This window comes from Chloroflexus sp., assembly GCF_034432675.1.
Classification (GTDB): Bacteria; Chloroflexota; Chloroflexia; order Chloroflexales; family Chloroflexaceae; genus Chloroflexus.
In genome coordinates this window covers 14,478-38,901 of sequence record NZ_DAOUBI010000073.1, presented here as the reverse complement: position 1 = coordinate 38,901, position 24,424 = coordinate 14,478, and the positions used below count along the sequence as shown (strand labels likewise).

Sequence of the window (24,424 nt, the reverse complement as noted above, 5' to 3'; positions counted from 1 at the left end):
TACGAAACAATTCCGGGCAATCGTCACCATTCAGGGGAATATCGATGCCATCTTCCGTGAGCGGGACGATGTGTTTGTAGCGGGTGATCTGCTCTGGTACCCGGTTGAAGGTCGCCCTGATATTCGGCGAGCGCCTGATGTCATGGTGGTGTTTGGCCGTCCCAAAGGAGATCGTGGGTCGTATCGCCAATGGGAAGAGAACGGGATTGCGCCCCAGGTTGTGTTCGAGGTCTTGTCGCCGGGGAATACGCTGACCGAACTGGCAGCGAAGCTGGAGTTTTACGACATCTATGGGGTGGAAGAGTACTATCTGTATGATCCGGAACAGGGCGATATGGGCGGCTGGCAACGGATTGACGGTCGGTTGCGGGTGATCCAGGAGCTTGATGGCTGGTTCAGTCCACGCCTGGGAGTCACCTTCAAGCGAACAGATCGTGGCATGCAGTTGTACTGGCCGGATGGGCGTCCGTTTCTAAGTTTTGTGGAATTGCAGGCGCAGGCTGAACAGGAGCGACAGCGGGCCGAGCAAGAGCGGCAGCGGGCCGAGCGGTTGGCTGTACGCTTGCGTGCATTGGGTGTTGATCCAGAGAGCGAATAGAAGCTATTGCCGACGCCTACGTCAATTGCGTAGCCGGATCTATGCTCAATATACGTCAGTAATGTGTGTCCTGCATTGTTGTGAGTTCGGAAGTGTTGACTGCCGCATCGGCCCAACGTTGTGTAAATGGGGAACGAGCCGGCATGCTGATAGTTTTGGAGAACGTGCTATCGTTATTTTGAGCAGTATCATCTGCTCCATTATGCCATTCCGCGCCCAATGATGTTTGTGCTACTTCAACACCAGACGTGTGATGAACGAGTCAATCAACCAGTCGTTAGATAAATACCGGTCATTGCACGGTCGTTACGTATACTAACTCAAGTTGCTACCTTTATCACCACAGGGACACGGAGGACACAGAGCATGGGTGTAACCCAGCTTGCTACCGTGAGGTGTGACGTATTACGTCTATAGGAACTGGCTGCTCCTCACATCGTGCATACGTTTACACTACATGGTGTTGCGTGCAAGGTCGTGCTGTTCGACCTGGCAGTTAGCCGCTGTGGTCTGCTCACAGCATAGGTGGAAACTTGAGTTGAGCTAACCCAACGTCTACCGCAACCAGGAAACTCCGGCGCAGCGCTCAATGCTCCCCGCTTCCACACTACAGGAGAAGGAGCGGGGAAGAGAACGTTCTGGTCGTCCCCAGGCCCTGTCCCTGCTATACGCTCGAATGTTCTGGTCGTCCTGCAAGCTGGCGGGGGCAGGTAGGAAGACTTCTCTATGACAGGCAGGATGCTTCGGTACGACACGCGCATAGCGTTGATCACGGTCGATGCGGAAGCACGGCTTCCGCACTCCAATCATGTACCCGTATATACCACGCAGTCGCGCCATAAGCCGAAAAACCGGGTACAATAGAGGCGATGTACCATTACACGAGGAAGCCTATGCCAGAGTATATCGCCACTATTGGTCTTGAGATTCATGCTCACGTGTTAACTGCCTCGAAGATGTTCGATGGATGCAGTACCGATTATGCCGGTGCGCCGCCGAACACACGTGTATCGGTGGTGAGTCTTGGTCTGCCCGGTGCCCTACCGGTACTGAATGCCCGTGCGGTAGAGCTTGCCGCGCTCTGTGGGCTGGCACTCGGCTGTCGGGTGAACGAGCGCTCTATCTTTGCCCGCAAGTCGTACCCTTACCCCGATCTGCCGAAGGGCTTTCAAATAACCCAATACGATGAACCACTCTGTAGCGATGGTGCTATCGAGATACGGAATGCTGCCGGCGAAGTGCGCCGCATCGGTATCGAGCGGCTGCATATCGAAGAGGATACCGGTCGCCTGATTCACAGTCCTGACGGTGCATCACTTATCGACTACAACCGTAGCGGAATGCCGCTGATGGAGATTGTCACGCGACCTGATATTCGTACGCCTGAAGAGGCACGCCTGACGTTCGAGAAGATTCGGCAAATTTTGGTCTGGATCGGTGCCAATAGCGGTAATCTCGAAGAAGGTGCATTGCGCTGTGATGCGAACGTGAGTGTTCGCCCGGCAGGCTCTGAACGCTTTGGGGCGAAGGTTGAGATCAAGAATATCAATTCGTTCCGGTTTGTGGAACGAGCATTGACGTATGAGATCGAGCGCCAGATCCGCATTTTAGAAGCTGGCGGTACTGTCGAGCAAGAGACACGCGGCTGGCGAGAGGATCTTGGCCGTACTGAAGGACAGCGCTCGAAAGAGTACGCACATGACTACCGGTATTTCCCCGAACCTGATATTCCGCCACTGGTGCTTTCCCCAGAATGGATCGCTGCCCGCCAGGCGGAATTGCCTGAATTGCCCGATGCCCGTCGGGCGCGATTGATGGCAACCCACGGCCTTTCGTGGCAGGATGCCGATTTGCTGACGCAGGAACGGGCAATTGCTGATTATTACGAAGCGGCAGTCGCAACGGTTAACCGGCCTGATGGCGCAAAAGAGGTTGCGAACTGGGTGTTGAACGAAGGGTTCCGTTTACTGAAAGATCGGGGCGAGCCGGCAACAGTATTGATCGAACGGATGCCGGTGCAGCGGTTGGCGACGCTCATTGATCTGGTCCAAAAGGGCACGATTACCCGTGTCGTCGCCCGGCAGCTCTTCGAGGAGGTATTTGCGACCGCGGCCGATCCGGCAGCACTCGTGGCCGAGCGTGGCCTGACGCAGATTAGCGACGATGGCGCCTTGCTGGAAGCAGTACGCGCAGTGCTGGTCGATGAAAAAGCAGCAAAGGCAATTGCTGAGTATCGCAAGGGTAAGACAACAGCCATCCAGTTTCTGGTGGGTATGGTCATGCGGGCAACTAAGGGGCAAGCGAACGCCCAGCGGGTACGTGAGTTGTTAGAGGCAGAATTGCAATGACGCTGGCCGGTGATGAGTCTGCTACAGTCAGTCCTCTGGCGCTGATGGAGTCGGCGCGGGAAAAATACACCCTGGCGCGAGCGCGTCGTGAAGTGCCGGAACTGGCTCTGCTCAGCCTACACGGTGCGATTGAGGATACGTTGCGTGCTCACCTGTTGCGCATCGGATCATCGGCAGCGCTCGGCCCTTTTGCCGGTGTGCTGACGGCGATGCGGACGCTTGATCAGGCTCCACTCAGTGCAGAGGAGGTTGATGCTGTCCAGCGTCTGCATCGGCTGCGTGGTCGGATCGCCCGTGGTGAGCATCTGGCGGTGACCGGTGAGACGCTGGCGGCCTATCAGCGGCTGGCGGTTATGCTGTTGCCCCGCTATGGGGTACAGGTTGTGCCGCCGGCCGAACCGGATCGCCCTCGCCCAACGCGACCGTTGCAGGCGCGGACAACACTGCCTGACGATGAGCCGGTGCGGGTACGCCTCCGTGATCGTCATACGCAATACGATGATGCACGGCGTATCCGTGCTCTTGGTGATCGAGAACTGGCAGATACACGCGGTGCGTCGGCACCGATTGTACCGGGCTGGATTGCTCCGACATTGATTATTGTGAGCATTTTTGTGATCGGTATGGCGGTTGCCCTCTTCCTGCAAAATCCAACGCCATCGGTATTGCCGACGGTCACTGTTGGCGGGTTGTCACCGGTGCCAACCGGTCAGGCTCCGGGATCGGCAACCGGCGAAACACCGATTGCCGGACAAACGTCGTCACCGGTTGTGACGCCTCTTAGTGAGTCATCACCAACGGCGATCCCGACCGGTCTGGTTGTTGGTGGGAGAGCTGTTGTCAGTAGTGCAATACCTGCTCTCAATGTCCGGGTTGAGCCGGGTATCAATGCGGCGATTCGAGTTGCGCTCGGTCCCGGAACCGAGGTGGAGATTATTGCCGGTCCAGTTGAGCGCGATGGTCTAACGTGGTGGCAGGTTCGGAGTGCCGGTATAGAAGGATGGTGTGCCGGAGAGCTGTTACAACCGTTGCCGTAACTAGTGGTATAATGGAAAATTGGAAACTTACTGCACACTAAGCCGGAGTGGCGAAAAGGCAAACGCTGCGGTCTTAAAAACCGCTGGGGGAAACCCCTTACGGGTTCGAGTCCCGTCTCCGGCACCATGCATGGTACGATGAAGAGCGGCCACTATGGTCGCTCTCCTGATTCTGTTCAGAGCAGGGCGACGTCTGATGGCACGGTGCAGCCTGAACATTTTATTGAACGATAACATCAGATCAAATCTCAGCGCAGAATAATATCACATCTTAATGGCATGCTTCTCCCCTCGGCTCTGTGCATGCCGCAGACCGTCCGGTGAATCCGGTTGGAGGGCAGGTTTAGAACCCGCCCTACACCGCCACACCTTTCCACTGTCAAGTAATGGGAGCGGCCAGGTGGGTGGATGGGCAGTCTGTCTACCATCGAGCACGCAATGACTTCTGCTATTATGTGCCGGTATATAGCGCATTCTCCTGTCACGAGGGAGTCCTGCCTGTCCAGCGCCAGCTTTCCAGGAGAAAGGTGAGGCCAACGAGCAAGAATAAACCGGGTAACAGCAGTCGTGGCACGAGAAACAGAACTCCAAGCCCGAACAGCCAGATGGCGTTACGAATGCCCGATGCAAGCGTTCCCCGCCGCAGGTGAATGAATATCTGGGCGATGCCGAGTACCATAAGAATGTTTGGCCAGATCATCGGTGGTAGCTAGAAGATGATCGGGATCAGGAGTGCAGCACCGATGAGCAGCAGAGTAATCCCCATATCAAACTCGTCATGACGTGCCGGTTGTGGTTGGGGTGGGACGACGGTACGCGGTACGCTGCTGGCCGGTTGTCCGGCACTATGCTGAATAGCTTCGCCGCAATACACACAAAAGTGCGCATAAAGTGGATTAGCTGTGTTGCATACCGGGCAGGTAATGACCGCATTAAGCGTCGGTGGTAGCTGGACGGTTTCGCCGGTTGCTACACGCACCGCAGTGCCACATTCGATGCAGAAGCGAGCATCATCGGGTAATACTGTGTTGCAGCGGGGGCAATGCATAGCCTTCCCTTTCTATGCTTACTGTGAAGTGCAGGATCACGATTCGGTCAACTCAGGTGGGCTAAAGGCCCATGCGCCCGGTTTGATTCGCGTCGTTCTGCACTCGGCAAGAGTCCGCCATGTCTGTCAGTATGACGCTCATGGCCCGGCTATGGTTGCACTAATCGCTGTAAACAGACCAACGCCTCGCGTTGCATCAGGGCGGGTGCTTCGTTGAGGGCTATGTCGCCAATAGTGACACTGTACAGGTAGGACTCAACACCAAAGATAGCACAACGTGCTGCTGGTGTGGGTGGTAGGCCGGGAGCAATTGCAGCGTGAACTGCCGCCGCTGCACGTCGTGGATCGGATTGAATGCTGGTATCGGTAAGCAGGCTGCTCAGGGCAGGTAATCTTCCCAGCGCTGCACTCAGGCGTAGTTGAACCTCCGGTTGATAGAGGGTCTTGAGCAAGGCAGTCATATCGGTGGTTGTGGCCTGACCAGCGCGATGGCGCAGCAGAAGACTGCCACCGATTAAAGGTTGGGCCGGAGCGCCGGCAAAGGCCGGCAATGGGGCAACTCCAATCTGAAAGGTGTCACTGATCGTCTGATAGGTCTGCCATGCCCAGTCACCATCAATCGCGTAAGCCGCCATCCCTTGCGCTAGCAGGCGTTGACCACGAGCGTAGCTATCACCATTACGGGGCGCTGCCCGGTACAGCTCGCGCAGTAGGGTCAGAGTGGCCGTCATTGCCGGTGTATCAAGCGTCGGTTCAGTGCCATCGGGAGTAGTGAAGGAACCGCCGGCAGCGTAGAACCACGGCGCCATCCAGCGGGCGGCGCCCCAACCCTGCACAAAACCGGCCCGCTCTGGTGTACGTGCGGCCTGGGCTGACGTGACGAGATCGGCGGTTGTCGTCGGCAATGCGCGGTCGGGCTGATACAGCAAGAGGAGCATATCTTGCGCCGTGATTGGTGCCCCCCATACCGTTGTGGACTCGCCGGCAAGGCTGCGCAGGCCGGGTAAGAGATCGGCGGGTAGGTCGATATCTAATGGTGCTAGCGACCGATCGGCCAACAGTCCAACCATCCCCTCTTGATTGGCCCAGATCAGATCAGGTGGCGGTAAGCCAAGCAAACGGTCGGTAGCCAGACTCAACAAGAGACCGTCTGGATCGCGCGGAATGATCAGTACATCGATGCCGGCAGTGTGTGCTGCCTGCTGCAATGCATCCGTGACCACTGCCTGTGCTTCGACCGGTTCTGCCACCCAGATAGTGAGCTGACGGGGAGCGGGTGTTGCTGTCGGTGCCGGTGTCGCCGTTGGAATCGCGGTGTTGGTTGGAAATGGTGTTAGCGTGGAACGTACTACGACAGGAGATACTGCGGCGGTGGCGGTTGGTGTAGGCGGCGCAGCGGCACAGGCAGAGCAGATCATGGCCACGACGCATAACAGCGCCATGGCACTGATAGATCGTGAATGTACGTTGTTATCCTTGCAGATGTGCCTCAAGGAACCAGAGGTCTTTATCGATAGCACGGGCAATTTCGGTCATCAAATCAGCTGTTGCCTGATCGCTCAGCTCAGTCGCAAAATCGATCCCCTGACGAGTGGTTTGGGCATATGCGGCAAACCTGTCGGCGAGCGCAGCCACATGGCTTAGGCCATCAGTAATATCGGTTGGGTATTCAGGTATCCGCGATGCAGCGGCGGCCATGCGAGCAGTACCGAGTGGCATCCCGCCCAGTGCAGTAATTCGCTCGGCGAGCAGATCGACGAAGCCGTTCAGGCGAGTGGCGAGTTCGTCAAACAGTTCGTGCAGTTCCAGAAATTGCGGCCCTTTGACATTCCAGTGTGCTTGTTTGGCCTGACTCATCAGGTCGAAGGTGTCGACCAGTTGTTGGTTGAGCATAGTAATCAGCGAGCGACGGTGCTCGATGGGTATATCAATGCGCGTTGCGAATTCAGTTTGCTGTGTCATTCCAGACCTCCTTTGTCTTCCTTCTTTTATCGGTGGAGATGACGATAATCACAGCCTAGATTATCGATACTAATATCATACCAAAGTCATGTTGGTTTTGCCAAACTGAGTTGATACACTGCAAGTATGCCGTCTTATGCTTCGGGGAAAGAGCACAAGATGCCCGAAGCCAAGGCGCTCGTTCCGGTTAGTGGTGTGGATGGTAGAGGCGGTATGTCGCGATGCCATTGCTGAGGTTGGAATCAAGCCATCTTTATTTCACGTCTAGAAAGAATAACCCACATGCATCTACGAACTATCGGTATCCTCTTGTTAGCGAGCATAAGCCTAGCGTCGCTGGCCCAGGCGCAATCCAGTGCCATCACGGTCTTTCTTCCCCTCGTACAAGCGCCACCGCCGACCGTCGCCGGCTATTTGGGCGGCGCCAACGACGACAACCTGGTTGCTGTCAGGATAACTTCTACCGGTGAGTTGGTGCTAGCCGGTACTATGTCGGCAGTAACCGGTATACCGGAAACGGTATTACCCGGTGGCGGGGCAGGGGCATTGATCCGCATCGGGGTTGATGGCCGCAGCATCGATCGCGTTATCCGTGTGGCTACTAGGCTGAACCATGCGGCGTTCGACAGGAGCGGTGGTACGGTGGTTTGTGGCCCTGATGGTGTGGTCGTGCTTGAGCCTGATTTGACCACGGTGCGTTGGACAGCAACACCGGGGGAGGTGATGCGTTGTGCAATGTCTGATGGCCGGGTGGCGGCTCTTCTCCAGAGCATGACGCTGCTTGTATATCCGGTAGACGGTAGTGTGCCGTTGTCGATCAACGTGGGCGGCACCAAGGTTCGCGATATTGCAATTGACAGCGCAAGCGGTCTCGTCTTTGCGACCGGTTATACCCAGGCTGCTTCCGATCTAAAGGTGGCATTTCTCCGTGCATATCGCCTCGATGATGGTTCCTTGGCATGGCAACGCTATGGGTTCAGTGCCAGTGTTGTGAAGGGCGCCAACCTTGCTGCCGACAGTGAAGGGCGGCAGCTGGCGATAGGTGACGACGGGATGCTCTATTTTGCCGGCTTTACCGATGGCGGGAATTCGATCTTTGGTCGTGATCCCGCCGACATCAATCGTGTCCTTAGCAAAAGCGAGTTGATCAAATACGATGCTTACAACGATCCATATAGAATAAGTGGTGCAAAGTCATTGGCGTGGTATGGTCGCTTTGATCCGGTCAGTGGCACCCTCCTGCATGGGCAGTGGTTGTTGACCCGGCTCGATGACGGGAAGGGCAACTCGATCTCGATCAAGGGGTTGGCAGCGGCAGCCGATGGTACGCTGGTAGTGGTCGGTAGTACAGCGTGCTGTTTGCAGGGGCGAAGGACTATGCAGCTGTTCGGGCAGGTGCTGGGCAATTATGAGATCGGCGAGCCATTTGTGCTAATTGTTCATCCTGCGTTTACGCAACGTTACATATGGACGACGTTGGCAGCGCCGGGGAAGACTGCCGGTAGTTCGCCAGCAATTGCGGTAGCGGTGACCGCAGATCGGATTGCGGTAGCGGTGAATTTCACGAATAATGATGCCAGCTCACGAGCGCTGGTAACAACCGGTAATCCGGTATTTGCGACCGGTTTGGGGGGAAAAGATGGGTACTATGTGACTATGCCGTTGGGAAGGTAACATACGGAATTGTCACCATTGTGGCACACATTGCGCAAGAGCGTGTATAATGCCGATACTCAATCCTTGCCCCTGGCGGGCAAGCCTAGTATTCGGTTTGGAATGGGTTATTCGTTGTGTCAACAGTTTCTGAAACAGCCATTGCCGAGATTTATCGGGTTTCGACCGCGATTCGTGAGCAAATAAGCCGCATTATTGTTGGTAAGGAAGCAATTATTGATTTGTTACTGTCCGCTTTGCTATGCGAAGGTCACGTACTCCTTGAGGATGTTCCGGGTACCGGCAAAACGACGCTGGCGCGCACACTGGCCGGCACGTTGGGATGTACGTTTCAGCGTATTCAGTTTACACCAGATTTATTGCCGTCTGATGTAACCGGGCTGTCGTTCTTCAACCAAAAGATCGGCGAGTTTCAGTTTCGTCCCGGCCCGATCTTTGCCCAGATTGTGTTGACCGATGAGATTAACCGGGCCACGCCGCGCACCCAGAGTGCGCTGCTCGAAGCGATGCAGGAGCGGACGGTGTCGATTGATGGTGAGACGCGCCCGTTGCCACGTCCCTTCCTGGTGATTGCGACCCAGAACCCGATAGAGCTAGAGGGTACGTTCCCGTTGCCGGAAGCGCAGCTTGATCGTTTCTTGATCAAAGTTGCCATGGGGTATCCGAGTGCCGTTGAAGAAGAAGAGATTGTGCAGCGATCGCTGATACCGACGCGCAATCTGTCATTGGCGCCGGTTGTGAGTGCAGAGCAAGTCAGAGGGTTGCAGGAAGCGGCACGTGGGGTTGCGATCAGTCCACCGGTGCGGCAGTATCTGGTGGCGATCACGCGGGCTACCCGTGAGCGGGCCGAGATTGAACTCGGCGCGAGTCCACGTGGTTCGCTGGCGCTCGCCCATCTGGCACAGGCAAGAGCAGCGATGGCGGGACGCAGTTTTGTGTTGCCGGATGATGTGAAGGCGATGGCGGTACCGGCACTTAACCATCGGCTCATTCTAACCGCCGAGGCGCGCCTGCGTGGCCAGACGACGACGGCCATTCTCGAACAGATTCTGGCGCAGATACCGGTGCCGGTAGAGGGTGAGGGAGTGACGGGGTGATGGTTGTGTGTCGCTTGTCGGCAGTCCAGGCCGGTATGTGGAAGCATCGCTGGCTGGTCATACGCCAGAGCGGTTGGGTCTCTGTGCTTGAAAGGTTGTCACCGGGTAGAGGTTGATCGGGCGGACGGTTTTCCAGACTGCGCTCTCTTTGAAGAGAGGTACGAAACAGCAGGGGTACGCGCTGTAACCTGCGCCTGGGCGCAAGCACGGCTGGCGCGGCAGCATGGCTGGCGCACGCCAAACTGCGCGACACGGCAATCCGGTCTGGCAGCGGTATTCCCTCTGGCGCAGATACACCCTCGACCCGCAGCGGTAGCGCTACCCCACGCGCCGGATCGTGAGCACGGCTGGCGCGGCAGCATGGCTGGCGTACGCCAAATTGTATCCACTCTAGCGTGTGATACCATGGCGTCACCAGTGGAACGCCGTTCTTTGCGTCCGTACTCAGGTCACGGTCAGCGTGATGATGCGATCATGAGCGATAACTTCTGGTAAACCAGATGTGATAGTACCTCTGGGCCTCGTGGGGATATGAAACAGCTTAATCCGCCGGGGCACGACCATTCTGTAAGCGCAAAATGGTAGGCCAGACCTCATCTGGTGGGAGGGGATGGGCAAACAGGTAGCCTTGCAGGATGTCGCAACCCATGCTGATCAATGCCGAGCGTTGTTCTGGTGTCTCAACCCCCTCGGCAATTACTGCCAGACCTAGACTGTGGGCCAGGTTGATGATGGCGCGGAGGAGTGCACGGCTGTTGGTGACCATACTGCTTTGCTCGTCGATAGCCCGTACAAATGCCTGATCTATCTTCAGTGCATCGAGGCGAAGCTGGCGCAGATAGGCCAGTGAGGAGTAGCCGGTACCGAAGTCATCGAGTGTGATACGTACACCAAGTTGACGTAACTGATCAATTTGACGGGCAGCGTAGATCGGGTCATCGAGCATCACCCCTTCGGTGATCTCTAGCTCAAGCCAGTTTGCCGGCAGTCCACTGGAATGTAAGATCGCAGCGACTTCAGAGACAAACTCAGGTCGTAATAACTGACGGGCCGACACATTGACACTAATGCGCAAGAGAGGGTAGCCGGCCTTGTGCCAGGCCATCGTCTGACGACATGCCTCGCGCAACACCCAGGAACCAATTTCGATGATCAGATCACTCTCTTCGGCAATAGGTACAAATTCACCCGGTGGGATCAGTCCGCGCTGTGGATGATGCCAGCGCACCAGTGCCTCGACACTGGCAACCTGCTCGGTAACCAGATCGTACTGTGGCTGGTAGTAGACCATCAGTTGCTGACGTTCAATGGTGCGACGTAATTGAACTTCCAGTGCCAGCCGGGTATGAGCACGGCGACTATGTTCGGGTCGGTAGTGCAAAAATCCGCTTCGTTTGAATTCCTTTGCCCGATGCATTGCACTGTCGGCATTTTTGAGCAGCGTCACACTATCAACGCCATCGCGTGGAAAAAGGCTTATACCGATACTGGCGGTCAAACGCAGCTCCTGCCCTTCATGGATATACGGCGTCTGCAATGCATCGAGGAGACGCTGGGCGGCAATGTCAGCCAGGCGCGGATCGGGCAAATCGGGCATCAGCAACAAAAACTCGTCGCCACCCATTCGGCCAAGGGTGTCTTGCGGACGGACGCAAGCGGCAAATGCCTGACTGACGTGTTTCAGGAAGCGATCACCAATTGGATGGCCCAACGAGTCATTCACCTGTTTAAAGCCATCGAGATCGATGAAGAGCAAGGCAACCGTATGCCGGCGTTCACGTGCATCACGTAATGCCAGCTCGATCCGCTCCTGGAGGAGATGGCGATTCGGCAGACCGGTCAGGTCATCGTAGCGTACCTGATAGTGGAGCTGGGCATTCAGTCGGGTATGATCGGCGATCAGGTTGAGCAGATCGGTGATCACACGGAGCAGCGGTTGATCACGTTCTGGCATCCAGTCAGTCTGGGTGTGGAAGATAGCCAGTGCGCCATCATCACCGGCGAGTGACCAGAGCCAGCAGCCGGTAACACCGTACTGGCTCAGATCAGTCCAGTGAGTATGTACATTAATCGAGATTGGGGTTGTGATGCGATGGTGGTGGGCAAGTAATTGTCGAATGCGTGCTTCAAGTCGTTCAGCTTCATCGAGCAGTCGTTCACTTGAAGCTATTGCATACCCATCAATACCCACCCATACCAGCCAGTGAGGTCGTTGCCGTTCAATCAACTCCACTAGCTTTGTAAGCACTGTGCTTACCGGACTATGTTGAAGCAGGAGCGCCAGGATTTCCGAGCGATCATGTTCGAGGAACGTGGCCAGTTTCTGCGCACTAATATCACGATGTAACGCGATAAAGTGGGTAGTTTGTCCATAATCATCGGTGACCGGTGACAGACTCAGATCAACCCAGATTGGTTCACCGATGCGCGTGTAGTAGAGCAATTCAAGGCGAATCGGTTTGCGCTGTTCCATTGCCTGCCATAGAGTATGCAGGCTCATTACATCGGTAGCGGGGCCGTGCAGAATGCGCAGGCTACGTCCGATCAACTCATGGGTGGCATAGCCGGTCAGGCGGCTACAGGCTGCATTCGCGTAGCGAATAAATGGCCCGGGTGAATAGAGCGGTTCTGCATCCAGGATGAGTACAGCATCATTAGTATGAATCACAACCGACTCAAGCAGGCGGAGGCGTTCCTCAACTTGCTTGCGGCTGGTAATGTCACGGACAACGATCAGCGTACCACCGTTTGCCAGTTCATCGTGGTGAAGCGGATCGATGCTGACCTCGACGATCATCGTGCGACCATCGGGTAAGCGGTGCAGCAGTTCGCCGCACCAGCCTGATGTATGACTGAGCGGATTCCATTCGACGGTCTGCGCTGGTAATGGCTCGGCGACAAACAGGCGTGAAAGCGGTTGATCCAGCACCTCGGCGGGATTGACGCCGTAAAGATAGCCGGCCATGTCATTCAAATAGACAATTGCACCACTGCGATCCGTAACAATCACCGCTTCGCTGATTTGGGACAAGACGTGAACCTGCAAATGGAGGCGACGTTCGGCTTCAATCCGGTCGGTAATATCGTAGCCAAAAGACAGTACTTGTGGTTCATCCGTACCTTCGATTAAAACCCCCTGTATCTCAACTGTACGCACCACATGATCACGGGCATAGATGTGATAGCGCATGGGGGACAGTGGTTGACCGTTGCGTAATACCTGCCGGCGTTGCCACATAATGGCGTGTTCGTCGGCAGACAAAAATTCGGTAAGTGGACGGTTCAACAGCTCTTCAGGGGTGGTCACACCAAAAATGCGTGCGCCAGCGGGATTGCAATAGCGGATCATCCCGTCGGGCAGACTGCTGATGATGATCATCATCGGGGCCAGTTCGAGGAGCTGGCGGTAGCGCTCATCATGGCTACGTAATGCATAATCGGCGGCCAGTAATGGGGTTACGTCGTAGCCACTCAGCACAATGCCGTTGATGCCTGGGTGCTGCTGACGATTGCACAACCGCAATTCAAAAATACGCCAGCTCCCGTCGTGATGCCGCAACCGCACCCGGAAAGGTAGGGGCTGGCATTGACCGGCTACCAGTTGACTGAGGTGTTGTTCGACAACGGCGGATTCCTCAGGATGAACTAATTCGCTGAAGTGGTGGTTGAGAATGGTAATCGGTTCGTAATCGAGCAGAGTAATAAAGGGTTGATTAACAAAACGAACAGTATGATTAGCATCAAGAATAACAATGATTTCAGCAATACACTCTAGCAATCCTTGCCATGTTGTTGGGATAACATCATAAATAGGTTGGGAAGGGACGATGTTGTCAGTCATACCGGTAGCGATAACATAATGATTTCTTTGCTAATCTTGAAAGTATACCACGTTTGCCGTATTACGTTGCAGTGATGTATATAGTATATAGAAGTAGATGCCTGCTCCTGGATGAAAAAATAATTTATCAAGCAGGAGCAGGCATCGGTGCGATCAGTTACATATCTGGCGATCAGGTCAGTAGTTGCCACACATCGAATCCTAATGAGAAGAGAATGATGAACAGAATAACGCTGGAGAGTGGCAGCATATCAAACCGGCGTGGGTGACGGGTTTGCCAGAAGTAGCGCAAACTGCGCACGAGCATAGTTATTGCCAGTAGATCGAGCACAATAACGAGGGGGAGTGAAATATCAGTCGTCAACCCGATCAGCGGTAATACCACCGGTAGCAGCACATACTGAAGCGTGCAGCGGGTCGCCGAGATGAAGAGTGAGAAACTAAAGGCTCGTTCGCCTGGCGTTGCCGGTACCACTTCCGCTTCCTCGTCACTCACCTCATCGTTCAGCGGTACTTCGGTTGATGGAGGTGGCGGTGAGAGGAAGAGTAACCGGTCAAACACTCGGTCAAGGGTATCAGTAAAAGCTGGCATAGGCATTGTTACGTGGACAAACTATGAACTACACTCTATTATGCATTATACTGCGTTTTCCTGCAATGCAGTGCAGGGTAATGGACGTGGACTGGAAAGTCGAACTACGCGATGATCCAGATGACAGGTAAGCGTGGAAACTCCTTGCTTCGTGCTCATCTGTCTGATCGCCGCTCTATTGACGATACACTCATCATCGCACACCGGTATTGCAGTATACTGATACCAGATGCATGCTTTTGATACCGTGTACACATGTCTATGCGTTATCTCAAACCGTTTCTGATCGTCCTTCTGCTGCCACTGGCCGGGCTATGGTGGTTCGGAAGCAATGTCTTGATAACCGAATGGCTGCTCGGTCATAGTGAAGGTTTTCAACGCTTTGTCATCTGGCTCATTTCTACCTTACAGAGTAGCGGTTACGTCACTATCATCTTGCTCGGTGTAGGGTATGTTCTGATCAGCCTGTTTGAAATGATCTTGTGGCCAACCGGTACGCTGACCCGCCGCTGGGGTATCTCGGCCCTGATCTTCTGGCTGGCCCTGGTTGGGATCGAGGCTATCGGTATCTTCAACGGCTACAGCATTCGCTACACCGGTATGCTGGCGATAGATGGCATGCCACCACCGGAGTGGGGGCGATGGCTCAGTGGCATTCCGGTTGCGTTGTTATGTGCGTTTGCTCCTGAAGGGCTTATTCGTTGGGCCTTGTTACAGGTTTGGACCTGGTGGCGGCAGTGGTTTGTCCAACCGGTGGTGGTGGGCGAAGGGTAAGAGGTTGTGCTGTTCTGCCCACGTATACACTGGTATGCCGGCGACAAATACCTGTTGGACAACCGGGTCTGGCATCAGGCGCACGCAGATGAGGTCGGCGCTGCGGCCCGGTTGAATACTACCAATGATGTGATCGAGGCCAACCGCCCGTGCCGGGTTGTAGCTAACCAGGGCGACTGCGGCAGGCAGGCTCAGGGTGCCGCGATCAGCCAGGCGAAAGATGACCGGTAGGAGCGAGGCCGGATAGTAGTCGGCGCAGAGCCAATCGACAACACCGACTTCAATCGCGCTCAGTGCGCTCAGATTTCCACCGCTCGATTTGCCACGCAGAACGTTCGGCGCTCCCATGCCAACCGACATCCCACTCGTATAGGCAGCCCGTGCTGCACTCATCGTAGTGGGAAATTCGGCAATGTGGACGCCGTATTCCGCCCATTGGGCAATACGTTCCGGCGAGTCATCGTCGTGACTGGCTATCGGTAAGCTATGATCGCGGGCGATCTGCACCACCTGATCAATCCGATACGGAATATCAGCCTGTGCGGCCCGTTTACGGGCCAGAATTTCATCAATTTCATCAGCGCTGCGTCCGGTCGTCTGCGCTACATAGGCCCGAAAAGCAGCTTCTGTCGTGTATTGGCCCTGGCCTGGACTGTGATCCATGATCGAGACCAGGCGTAAAAATGGATGACCGGCAATCGTCTTAAGAGCAACCAGGCCGTGATCACTGCTGATCTCGACCCAAGCGTGTACCAGGTGCCGTGCACCGCAGTGCTGTTCGCTGGACAGGCGGTGAAGAAAATCGTAGACGAAGCGTTCGCTTCGGACACCAAATTCAGCATCATCCAGTGACAGCGCATGAAACTGGCAGGTGACGCCACAACCGAGTAAGAGCCGATCCGCAGCGTGGAGCGCAATCCCGACCTCAATTTCAACTCCGGGACGCGGCTGTACCAGTTTTTCAATGACATCACAGTGCAGATCGATCAGGCCGGGCAGCAGCTAGGAACCACTGAGATCGAATTGGGATACGGTTGGCATTTGCGGATAGCTGCCCTGCCCAATTGAGACGATTTTACCGTTTTCAACCAGCACCCATCCTCTGTCGACGACTCGGTCAGGCAATACGATGGTTGCGTTTGCTAGCAGAAAATGCACACACTACCTCACTCGTTAAACGTCCACTTGCGGTCGGCATACGCCCCTAGCCCGGCCAGATCGTGAGAGACACTGATAATCGCTGTCCCGTCGTGTTGGGCAGCCTGGATCATCTCGATCACAATCCGTTTGGTTCCTTCGTCAAGGCTGGCGGTAGGTTCGTCGAGCAGGAGCAGCCGTGGTCGAGCAATGAATGTCCGACCTAGATTGATGCGCTGCTGTTCACCACCACTAAACGTGATCGGGCTGGCCGGCCATAGCGACCGGGCAATACCCAGCCGTTCCAGCCATTCCTGTCCAATATGTCTGGCTGTGGTGCGATCTATTCCCTGCCGGTAGAGCGGTTCACAGATAGTGTCGAGGGCCGATACCCGTGGCAGAACGCGCAAAAACTGCGAACAGAACCCAATTTCACGTTCACGGAGACGCAAGATGACATCGTCTGCCGCCAGTCTGAGATCAATCCGCCCAAATTGTTGTGAGGAAAACCAGATATGACCGGAGTCGGGGATACAGGTGCGATAAATGCATTTCAGAATGCTGGTTTTGCCCATTCCACTGCGACCATAAATGAGAAGGTGTTCGCCGGCATGCACTGTCAGGTTCACATCGTGCACCGGTGTAATTGTGCGACCGTCGATTAGGTGCAGGGTAAAGGATTTAACTAGATTCTCTACTTCGAGTAGTGGCTGCATAGACAGAGATCACCTCTACAGGGCTGAAGAGACAAGCAACTGGGTGTACGGGTGCTGCGGATCTTCCAGAATCTGATCGGTAAGACCGGCTTCAACAATGTGGCCATTCTTCATCACAATGGTGCGTCGGGCTAATTGACGGACGACGCCGAGGTCATGTGACACCAGTAGCATAGTGATGCGATCTTCCCACTGAATACGACGCAGCAAGTCGAGAATGCGGGCCTGTACTGACACATCCAGACCGCTGGTGATTTCATCGAGGAGCAGGATCGTGGGTCGGCTGGCCAGCGCCTTGGCGATCTGAACGCGTTGGAGCATCCCACCACTAAACGTGTGAGGTTCATCGTCAATGCGTTCAGAGGGAAGCTCGGTTTTCACCATCAATTCGATGGTGCGGGCACGAATACGACCGAAGTGTCGCCATTCAGCGAGAAGCAGCTTTTCAGCTACATTCCCGCCTATCGAAAAGCGCATGTTCAGCCCAAGCTCTGGTCGCTGGTAGACGATACCAAGGTGGGTATTCCGAAAAAGCCGTACTTCGTAGCGGTTCAGGGCCGTGAGGTCGTGTGCCATCTCGCCGTTTGCACGATACCAGATATGACCACGGTCGGGTTGTACAGTCAGGTGGATCATCTGCAAGAGTGTGCTTTTGCCGCTGCCACTCTCACCAACGATGCCGAGGACTTCGCCCTTGGCCAGTTGTAGGTTCACGTCCACACATGCCCACACGGTGCCACAACATGGACAACGGGAGCGTCCCTGTGCGGGGCCGGTAAGCTGGTGACAATCGGCACAGGTTGGGCCGAAGTGTTTGTAGAGATGATCCACTCGTAAAATCCAGTCTTCATCGATCACGTTGTTCACCCTGTCGTTTAGCACAAAATGCAACATCGGAACATGTCATCTCCCAACGTTCGCCATTTGCATCAGCAACAAAATGTGATATCAGGAAGGTGTTTTCGGTGCCACAACGCGCACAGCGTTGACCAGGCCGATACTCAGTGCGGAAGGGATAGTCTTCAAACTGCAACGGTTCGACCTGCGTATGCGGCGGTACAGCGTAGATCCGCTTCTCGCGACCGGCACCGAACAGATAGAGCGTCTCGGCCATATTTAGTTTAGGGACATCCCAGCGTGGAATGGGGGTTGTGTCCATCATGTAGCGGTGATTCACGATAACCGGGTACTGGCTGGCAATCCGTAGATCGCCTGCTCGGACAACACTCTCATACAGATAAACCCACATCTTGCCATAATCGGCTTCACCGTGCATAGTGATCGCACGTTCGAGGTTGGGTTCGACCCAACGCAGTGGATCGGCCATCGGCACCTGCAAGACCAAAATCTGATCGGCCCGTAGCGGTTCTTCGGGAATACGGTGGCGGGTCTGGATTAGGCTCGCCGCAGCCGTATCGGTGGTGGTAGCCACGCCAGTTAGGCGGTGAATCAATCGCCGTAGGTTGACGGCATTCACACTTTCGTCATCACCCTGGTCGATGACTTTCAGTGTATCATCCGGCATAATGATTGATAGCGTGATCTGAAGCCCACCGGTGCCCCAGCCGCGTGCAATCGGCAGATCGCGACTGGCGAAAGGTATGAGGTGACCGGGGAGCGCAACAGCCTTGAGCAGGCTCCGTCGAATTTCGCGCTTCGCATCTTCATCAAGAAGTGCGAAACTGTACAACTGGTCGGCAGATTCATTCACCATCACACCTTACTCCGTAAGTGCTTGATCAACCAACCGGTACAGGCGACTCTGTTGCTGTGCGTGATCACGGGCCCGGTCAAGCACACTGAGATCGGCAGCAAACGTGACATAATGTGGCAGCCTGAAATGTGCCACGAAACCGCTGGCCTCAATACCATCGGTGTGCAGTAGAACAAATTCCTCATTAGCGGCAGGGCCTGACTCACCCGCCAGACTGCCGGCACGAGCCTGTGTCAGCACACTGTCGAGAATAGCCATACTCATAGTTTTCAGCTCACTCTGCCCAAAGGCGAAGCCGTATCCAACATTGAAACGCGGTGTTCCGGTGTGGCCGGTGACGCTATGTGCTTTCGAGGCAACCTCAGTCTCTGTAACTTCAATCTCGCCAATGGTTACCGGTTCGCCGGTAAGCGGGTGCGCGACTTGAATGGCCAGGTAGCCGTAACGCACTTCCACCAGTGACGGATGAGCGTCACCATACCCTCGCACGCTACTGTACGCCAGACACATCAGACTACCGGTGTCGGCTTGCATCAGCGCTTGTAGCCGGGCACTGCGCGGACAGGGGAAGACCAACGGTTCACGAGTAATGTCGAACGGTTCCGTTTCATCAATATCGGCTGGAATATCGACGATCATCTGCTCCTGCCGCATATAATCGGCAACTTTGGGAAACCGTCCCCATTCACCAGAACGTAGCCCGCCCTTATCAATAAGCGCATCATACCGTTCAGCAGCACGTGCAACATCGACAATAGTTTCGTGAGCTAGATCAGGTTGTAGCAGCCGGATAAGGTAATCGCTGGTCGGTCCCAACATCTGACCGCCGGGAATGTCCTTGAAAGAAGCCGAAGTGCGGCTTAGGCACAAGATGTCGCGTCCAGAAGCCGGAAGCGACGCCATTACCCGTGGAAGCGTTGTGCGGTAGGCACGTAGGAGAAACGCTGCTTCGATGCTATCTCCCTCGGCCTGTTTTAGAGCCAGCGCGGCTAATAATGGTGCGTAGAGCGCACCTTCGTGCATCGCCCGACTCACCGCATGTCGCAGTTGATCGCGAATCTGGGGTAATTGGAGAGGGGTGCTGCCACCCAACAGCCGTAAACAGGTGACAAGCTCCTCGGCACGGCTGATGGCTTCACTACCGCCACGAACGGCAACGTATCCCATAGTTGCTCCTCTTTGGTCAGGCCACGATGGATGGATCAGCTCGCTGTCATGAGTATTCGGGTTGTGCGTGGTATACCCAGGCAGTGACCACTGTCGTCAATGAGAAAAAGATCGATCCCCAACGGAAAGCGATTGCGCCGGGCAACCAATAGATCGATATTCATAGAATAATGAGATGTTATCCCAACAGTGGCAACATCGGCAATACCTGGCCCCGTCAGGTGGAAAGTGCGACCGTTAGCGACCAGCTCTGATACACAGAGAAACGCTGTACAGCTCTGTTCTGGGTAGATCATCGATCCCTCTGGTAGCTCACTTAGAAGCGACATACTGGCGGTATCGTACAGCAGGGCAAAATCGGCGATAGCCAGTTCAACCACTCGTGAACCACTACGGAGTGTGATCCAACGAGTCAGCGGCTGATCGTCGGTGAGCCATCTGCTTTCAAACGCATGCCCAAAACTCACTCGCTGATCAAGCAGGCTCAGACAGGTAGCTACTGCCGTTGTGTTCGGCGGCCTGCCGTCGGGTAGTGGTGGTAAGTCACTGTAGGGCGGTGGCGGGAGCTGGCCGATCTTTCCCGGACGGGCTAGACAATTGAGCAATACCCGGAAGGCGCGACTATTAAACAGTTCAATCGGCGTTGGTTGCGAAGCGACAATAGTCATCATCAGAATGTCTCAAAATCTACCCGCGTTGCAGCGGCGGCGGCAAACCGGCGTTCGTACGCCGTGCCAAGCTGATGCCCAAGTGCGGCAATTTTCGACCTGAGATCGGCATGGGGATCACCTGGCATGCGGAGAGCGGCATCCAGGATGGCAAGGGCCGTGGCGTGATCGGGGTCACGTCCGATGACCATTCCAAACCCAAACTGGCCATTTAGCTCCAGGCGGGTTTCGGTGACCAGAACCTCACCGGCGTTGAACAGGGTTTCGGCCACACCGTCGCGCATACGCAACTGCACCAGCACATAGCGGGGGCCGCTAATACAGCGGATCGCGTGCCGGTCGTAACATGCCATCACGTGATCGGCCAATTCACAAACCAGGTGCGGTGGACTGCAACTGAGAACATGCGATAGCGTTAACATGGTGTCACTTCTGTTCTGTCTTTCCAACCGTCGCTTTTAGGTGGGTTGCACCCCATTCGAGCAAGATCGCAAAAATCAGCACTGCATACGTGAACATACCAAGTTCACGGAGATTAAGATAGAAGGAACTTGCCATAAACATATCGAATCCGATCCCGCCGGCACCGGCAACTGCACCCATCGCAATCGCGACTGAAAAATTAATCTCAAAGCGCACAAATGTCCACGAGAGTAGGGCAGAAGCCGTAGACGGCGTTACCGCTTGAAATACGGTCTGCCACCAGTTGGCACCGCAGGCTCGTAGGGCTTCCAGAATGCCCGGATCAAGCTCTTCAAATGTTTCGGCATACGCTTTCACTAGATAACTGATCGAATGAAAGGTCATGCCAATAACCGCTGCTACACTGCCCAAACCGGTTGTTACGGCAAAAAATAAGACCCAAAGCACTGTTGGCACTGCACGGATGAAAGCCATCAAAGCCTTCACCACGTTAGTTACGAGCAGTGGAGCGAGATTCTGAGCTGCTAAGAGTGCAAGAAAAAAGGCGATCCCGGCGCCAAACACAGTTGTCAGCAAACCGAGACAGACAGTAATTAGCAACTCGCGTAATAATTCAAACCAGCTTAGGTTATCCAGACGCGCTTCGAGAAAGACGATGCGAAAACTATTGAGCATATCACTAAATGCGGCTACGGGATCAATATTGCGCGTGTCAAGAGTTAGCAAACCGTAGATGGTCAATATGCTCAGCACAATGAGTGTCCCCTGGATGACCAGATGCGCCTTATTGGCCGGACGTACTCGAATGCGCACGGGTTGGGTGGCTTCCATCAGAGAATGATCCTTCGAATGTAATTCGATACTGTTTCAATCAGCAGAACTGCTGCTACTGTCACCAGCACGACCAGGCTGGCCGAACCATAATTGAAGTTTTTGAAGTAGAGATCGAACAAAAAACCGATACCGGTTCCAGTTAGAATGCCGACCAGGGTAGCACTGCGGATATTGGTCTCGATCATGTAGAGCAACCAGCTAATCAGTTGGGGAAGACAGGATGGAATAACACTCTGGCTGATGATGGCACCATAATTTGCGCCGGTTGCCCGGAGTGCCTCAACCGGCTCAGTCCCAACCTCATCGATAGTTTCGATCATAACGCGGGTGATAAAGCCTAGTGAGACGAAAAAGAGCGCGAAAAAACCGGTAAACCCACTCTGTCCGAACGAGAAAAGCAGAATGAGGGCCCAAACCGAAACATCAATATTACGAAAGATGCTGGCGATAGCACGAGCCGGCAAGCTAAACCATCGATGCGGACGGGTCGTATTCGCACCGAGGATCGCCAGTCCTAATCCGAAAACCGCAGCAATGCTCGAAGAAGCGATTGCTGCCAGTACAGTTTCCTGTAATCTGGTCAGAATTGTCGGCAAACGTAACCAGGCTCGTGCATCCGGGATAAAGTTGCTAACTGCCCAGGCAAACGATTGCGGCACAGCAAGTAGCCCCCTTACCACATCAAATTGGGTAAATAGGATGCTCCCATATGTGAAGCTGAAGATTGTCGCGAAGAAGAGTATCGACTGCATGTGGCGCCGTCGAAAGAAGGTTTCAGGCTGCATAGCGCTCTTTCAAATCCAAAATAAGTTCACCGGCTTCTGAACCGTAGATCTGATAGATTTGTGCATTACTCAGGGCCTGGGGTACTCCGTCATAGAGGATCTTTCCCCGGTTGATACCAATAATGCGTTCTGCATAGTGGAGAGCAACGTCGACCTGGTGCAGATTTACCAGGACTGTAATACCCAACGTTCGATTAATCTCGCGCAACGTGTCCATGATGATCTTGGCTGAACTCGGATCGAGTGAAGCTATCGGTTCGTCACACAACAACATGCGTGGCTGTTGAACCAGTGCACGAGCAATACCAACCCGTTGTTTCTGCCCACCACTCAACTGATCACAACGTTTGTATATCTGCTCTTTCAGACCCAACATTTCCAGAATACGAACAGCCTCTCGTTTCTCTTGTTCACTATAAAGACCGAGAATGCCCTGAATCGTATTCTTGTACCCTAGGCGTCCGTGCAGAACATTTTCCAGTACGCTGAGACGATTAACCAGATTGTAGTGCTGAAAGATCATGCCGATCTTCGTGCGATGGTGGCGGAGTTCCTGACCGCGTAACTTAGGAACACTAACTCCGTCAAACCGAATGTCACCACTGGTCACATCAATGAGCCGATTAATACAGCGGAGCAGCGTTGATTTGCCGGCGCCGGAGGGGCCAATGATGGCAACGAATTCGCCGGGCTGTACCGCGAAGGTAATCTCGTTCAAAGCCAACGTTTCGGTGCCGTAGCGCTTAGTTATAGCGTCTGCTTCAAGCAAAGGCATGCTCATCTCCTCTTAAAATGGCGTAGGATGTTATGTCGGCTTCAATCCGAATGCGTAACTTAGCGCAGTTCGCGAATTGGATTGAAGAAGGCGTCATCGACAACCAGAAAACGCTCGGCGTTAGTCTTGCGGAAAAGTGGTTTGAAGCCGGCGTCTATCTCTTCCTTCGTAGCGAATACTTTAGGATTGTTCGCTACAGCATCCGAGGTCAATGCATCTTGCAAGCGCTCAATTTCATCAGCGCTCAACATGCTGCTGTTAACCACGAAGGGAGAGTTGAGCACCGGCGTCGAAGAAATGATCACAAATTCAGCGCCGGGAAACTTGTCAAATGGCTCATCAGCCTTCTCACGTACGCGGTATACCGCGCCGGGTCGATTCTCCTCACCTTCGACCAGTTCAATGTAGTTATACACACAGGCGTCGCAGAACGAGGCAACATCGACTTTGCCCGACAACAGGTTTATGGCCGCACCTTGATGTGATCCGCCGAACAGAACTTCGCTGAAGAACTTATTTGCACCACCTTCAATCAGGTCATCCGATTTCAGCGACTTCCATTTATCCTGTGTGCTGAAATACTTGACAATAACTGATGATGGTACACGGAAGCCCGATGTGGAACTGCTAGACACGAAGGAGAAGCGCTTGCCCTGGATATTGTCAATCTTGAAGATACCGTTCTCCTGATAGTTTCCTTCCTGACCGCGCATGACGGCCAGCCAACTGTGGTAAACGGCCGTCTCTAACCGACCATCACTGCCGCTTGGAATGACGAGTGGGATGACTTTGTTGTTCTTGTCGTGTGCCTGTACGTAGGCTTCTGGACCGAGGAAGCCGAGATGGGCAGTGTTGTTCGCCAGCGCTTCGACTGCAATCAGGTAATCGGTTGTTGTCCGATGCTCGACAGGACGGCCAAGGGTCTCGCTGATCACTGCACCAATTGCCTCGCGAGCATCTTTCAGCTCTGCACCCGACTCGTTTGGTAACCATGCGATGATGATTGGTGAATTTGGATTCGACGCTGTCCCACTATTCCCACACGCTGCTAATGCTACAGCTACCGCCAAGATCACGAACAAGAGCTGCATAGACCGCATAACGAAATTTCTCCTTGCTAGAGGGAATCAGGCGATACCTTTGCATCGCCTTACACAGTCTAGGCAGCTTATATTATGTAAAAATTATAAATATATACTCTTTCATAAGAATTGCTGAAATTCTGATTAGGAGG

The 24,424-nt window shown here is 54.5% G+C and carries 23 protein-coding genes and 1 tRNA gene; 7 read left to right on the top strand and 17 right to left on the bottom strand.

Features of this window, described 5'->3' with window-relative positions; translation table 11 throughout:
* The 4 genes from VAE55_RS06005 to VAE55_RS05990 form a co-directional block, all read left to right on the top strand.
* The coding region (locus tag VAE55_RS06005; protein ID WP_322814893.1) for a Uma2 family endonuclease at positions 1-598 on the top strand (598 nt) is incomplete at its 5' end.
* 893 nt (positions 599-1,491) lie between these two features.
* Complete coding sequence (gene gatB / locus VAE55_RS06000) at positions 1,492-2,946, top strand: Asp-tRNA(Asn)/Glu-tRNA(Gln) amidotransferase subunit GatB (protein ID WP_322814892.1); 1,455 nt, start codon at positions 1,492-1,494, stop codon at positions 2,944-2,946.
* A complete protein-coding gene (locus VAE55_RS05995; RefSeq protein ID WP_322814891.1) occupies positions 2,943-3,983 on the top strand; it encodes an SH3 domain-containing protein in 1,041 nt (346 codons plus the stop codon). The genes gatB and VAE55_RS05995 overlap by 4 nt, the downstream gene beginning before the upstream one ends.
* Before the next feature lie 41 nt (positions 3,984-4,024).
* Positions 4,025-4,110, top strand: a tRNA-Leu gene (locus tag VAE55_RS05990).
* A 354-nt stretch (positions 4,111-4,464) separates the two neighbouring features.
* Here VAE55_RS05990 and VAE55_RS05985 read toward each other — a convergent pair.
* The 4 genes from VAE55_RS05985 to dps form a co-directional block, all read right to left on the bottom strand.
* Positions 4,465-4,683 carry a hypothetical protein gene (locus tag VAE55_RS05985; RefSeq protein WP_322814890.1) on the bottom strand — a complete coding sequence of 73 codons (219 nt, stop codon included), beginning with the start codon at positions 4,681-4,683 and terminating at the stop codon, positions 4,465-4,467.
* A gap of 9 nt (positions 4,684-4,692) precedes the next feature.
* Entirely contained in the window at positions 4,693-5,031 is a 339-nt protein-coding gene (locus VAE55_RS05980) for a zinc ribbon domain-containing protein (RefSeq protein WP_322814889.1), read from the bottom strand.
* 149 nt (positions 5,032-5,180) lie between these two features.
* Entirely contained in the window at positions 5,181-6,473 is a 1,293-nt protein-coding gene (locus VAE55_RS05975; RefSeq protein WP_322814888.1) for a sugar ABC transporter substrate-binding protein, read from the bottom strand.
* Positions 6,474-6,501: 28 nt separating this feature from the next.
* Positions 6,502-6,993 (bottom strand): DNA starvation/stationary phase protection protein Dps, encoded by a 492-nt coding sequence (gene dps, locus VAE55_RS05970; protein WP_322814887.1) that lies wholly within the window; start codon positions 6,991-6,993, stop codon positions 6,502-6,504.
* A gap of 282 nt (positions 6,994-7,275) precedes the next feature.
* On the opposite strand from dps, the gene VAE55_RS05965 reads away from it, so the two are divergent.
* Together VAE55_RS05965 and VAE55_RS05960 are read left to right on the top strand one after the other, a co-directional pair.
* Positions 7,276-8,667, top strand: coding sequence for a hypothetical protein (locus tag VAE55_RS05965; protein ID WP_322814886.1), 1,392 nt, complete (start codon positions 7,276-7,278; stop codon positions 8,665-8,667).
* Between the two features lie 116 nt (positions 8,668-8,783).
* Complete coding sequence (locus VAE55_RS05960; protein ID WP_322814885.1) at positions 8,784-9,764, top strand: MoxR family ATPase; 981 nt, start codon at positions 8,784-8,786, stop codon at positions 9,762-9,764.
* A gap of 541 nt (positions 9,765-10,305) precedes the next feature.
* Here VAE55_RS05960 and VAE55_RS05955 read toward each other — a convergent pair.
* Positions 10,306-13,605, bottom strand: coding sequence for an EAL and GGDEF domain-containing protein (locus VAE55_RS05955; protein WP_322814884.1), 3,300 nt, complete (start codon positions 13,603-13,605; stop codon positions 10,306-10,308).
* 172 nt (positions 13,606-13,777) lie between these two features.
* A complete protein-coding gene (locus VAE55_RS05950) occupies positions 13,778-14,197 on the bottom strand; it encodes a hypothetical protein (protein ID WP_322814883.1) in 420 nt (139 codons plus the stop codon).
* Positions 14,198-14,452: 255 nt separating this feature from the next.
* Between VAE55_RS05950 and VAE55_RS05945 the strand changes: the two genes are divergently transcribed.
* A complete protein-coding gene (locus VAE55_RS05945; RefSeq protein ID WP_322814882.1) occupies positions 14,453-14,971 on the top strand; it encodes a hypothetical protein in 519 nt (172 codons plus the stop codon).
* Here the strand turns inward: VAE55_RS05945 and VAE55_RS05940 are convergent.
* From VAE55_RS05940 to VAE55_RS05890, 11 genes are all read right to left on the bottom strand, one after another.
* The gene (locus tag VAE55_RS05940; RefSeq protein WP_322814894.1) at positions 14,909-15,928 is read right to left on the bottom strand and encodes an alpha-D-ribose 1-methylphosphonate 5-triphosphate diphosphatase; all 1,020 of its coding nucleotides are present in this window, start codon (positions 15,926-15,928) and stop codon (positions 14,909-14,911) included. The genes VAE55_RS05945 and VAE55_RS05940 overlap by 63 nt on opposite strands.
* 209 nt (positions 15,929-16,137) lie before the next feature.
* Complete coding sequence (locus VAE55_RS05935; protein WP_322814881.1) at positions 16,138-16,824, bottom strand: phosphonate C-P lyase system protein PhnL; 687 nt, start codon at positions 16,822-16,824, stop codon at positions 16,138-16,140.
* Positions 16,825-16,839: 15 nt separating this feature from the next.
* A complete protein-coding gene (locus tag VAE55_RS05930) occupies positions 16,840-17,682 on the bottom strand; it encodes an ATP-binding cassette domain-containing protein (protein WP_322814880.1) in 843 nt (280 codons plus the stop codon).
* Complete coding sequence (locus tag VAE55_RS05925) at positions 17,672-18,538, bottom strand: alpha-D-ribose 1-methylphosphonate 5-phosphate C-P-lyase PhnJ (RefSeq protein ID WP_322814879.1); 867 nt, start codon at positions 18,536-18,538, stop codon at positions 17,672-17,674. The genes VAE55_RS05930 and VAE55_RS05925 overlap by 11 nt, the downstream gene beginning before the upstream one ends.
* Before the next feature lie 6 nt (positions 18,539-18,544).
* Positions 18,545-19,705, bottom strand: a complete 1,161-nt coding sequence (locus VAE55_RS05920) for a carbon-phosphorus lyase complex subunit PhnI (RefSeq protein ID WP_322814878.1) — start codon at positions 19,703-19,705, stop codon at positions 18,545-18,547.
* A gap of 35 nt (positions 19,706-19,740) precedes the next feature.
* Entirely contained in the window at positions 19,741-20,376 is a 636-nt protein-coding gene (gene phnH, locus VAE55_RS05915) for a phosphonate C-P lyase system protein PhnH (protein WP_322814877.1), read from the bottom strand.
* Positions 20,376-20,795, bottom strand: coding sequence for a phosphonate C-P lyase system protein PhnG (gene phnG / locus VAE55_RS05910; protein ID WP_322814876.1), 420 nt, complete (start codon positions 20,793-20,795; stop codon positions 20,376-20,378). The genes phnH and phnG overlap by 1 nt, the downstream gene beginning before the upstream one ends.
* Positions 20,796-20,799: 4 nt before the next feature.
* Positions 20,800-21,627 carry a PhnE/PtxC family ABC transporter permease gene (locus tag VAE55_RS05905; protein ID WP_322814875.1) on the bottom strand — a complete coding sequence of 276 codons (828 nt, stop codon included), beginning with the start codon at positions 21,625-21,627 and terminating at the stop codon, positions 20,800-20,802.
* Complete coding sequence (gene phnE / locus VAE55_RS05900; protein WP_322814874.1) at positions 21,627-22,415, bottom strand: phosphonate ABC transporter, permease protein PhnE; 789 nt, start codon at positions 22,413-22,415, stop codon at positions 21,627-21,629. Before phnE ends, VAE55_RS05905 begins: the two co-directional genes overlap by 1 nt.
* Entirely contained in the window at positions 22,405-23,190 is a 786-nt protein-coding gene (gene phnC / locus VAE55_RS05895; protein ID WP_322814873.1) for a phosphonate ABC transporter ATP-binding protein, read from the bottom strand. The genes phnE and phnC overlap by 11 nt, the downstream gene beginning before the upstream one ends.
* A gap of 59 nt (positions 23,191-23,249) precedes the next feature.
* Positions 23,250-24,290: a phosphate/phosphite/phosphonate ABC transporter substrate-binding protein gene (locus tag VAE55_RS05890; RefSeq protein ID WP_322814872.1), complete on the bottom strand. Its 1,041-nt coding sequence runs from the start codon at positions 24,288-24,290 to the stop codon at positions 23,250-23,252.
* Positions 24,291-24,424: the final 134 nt, after the last annotated feature.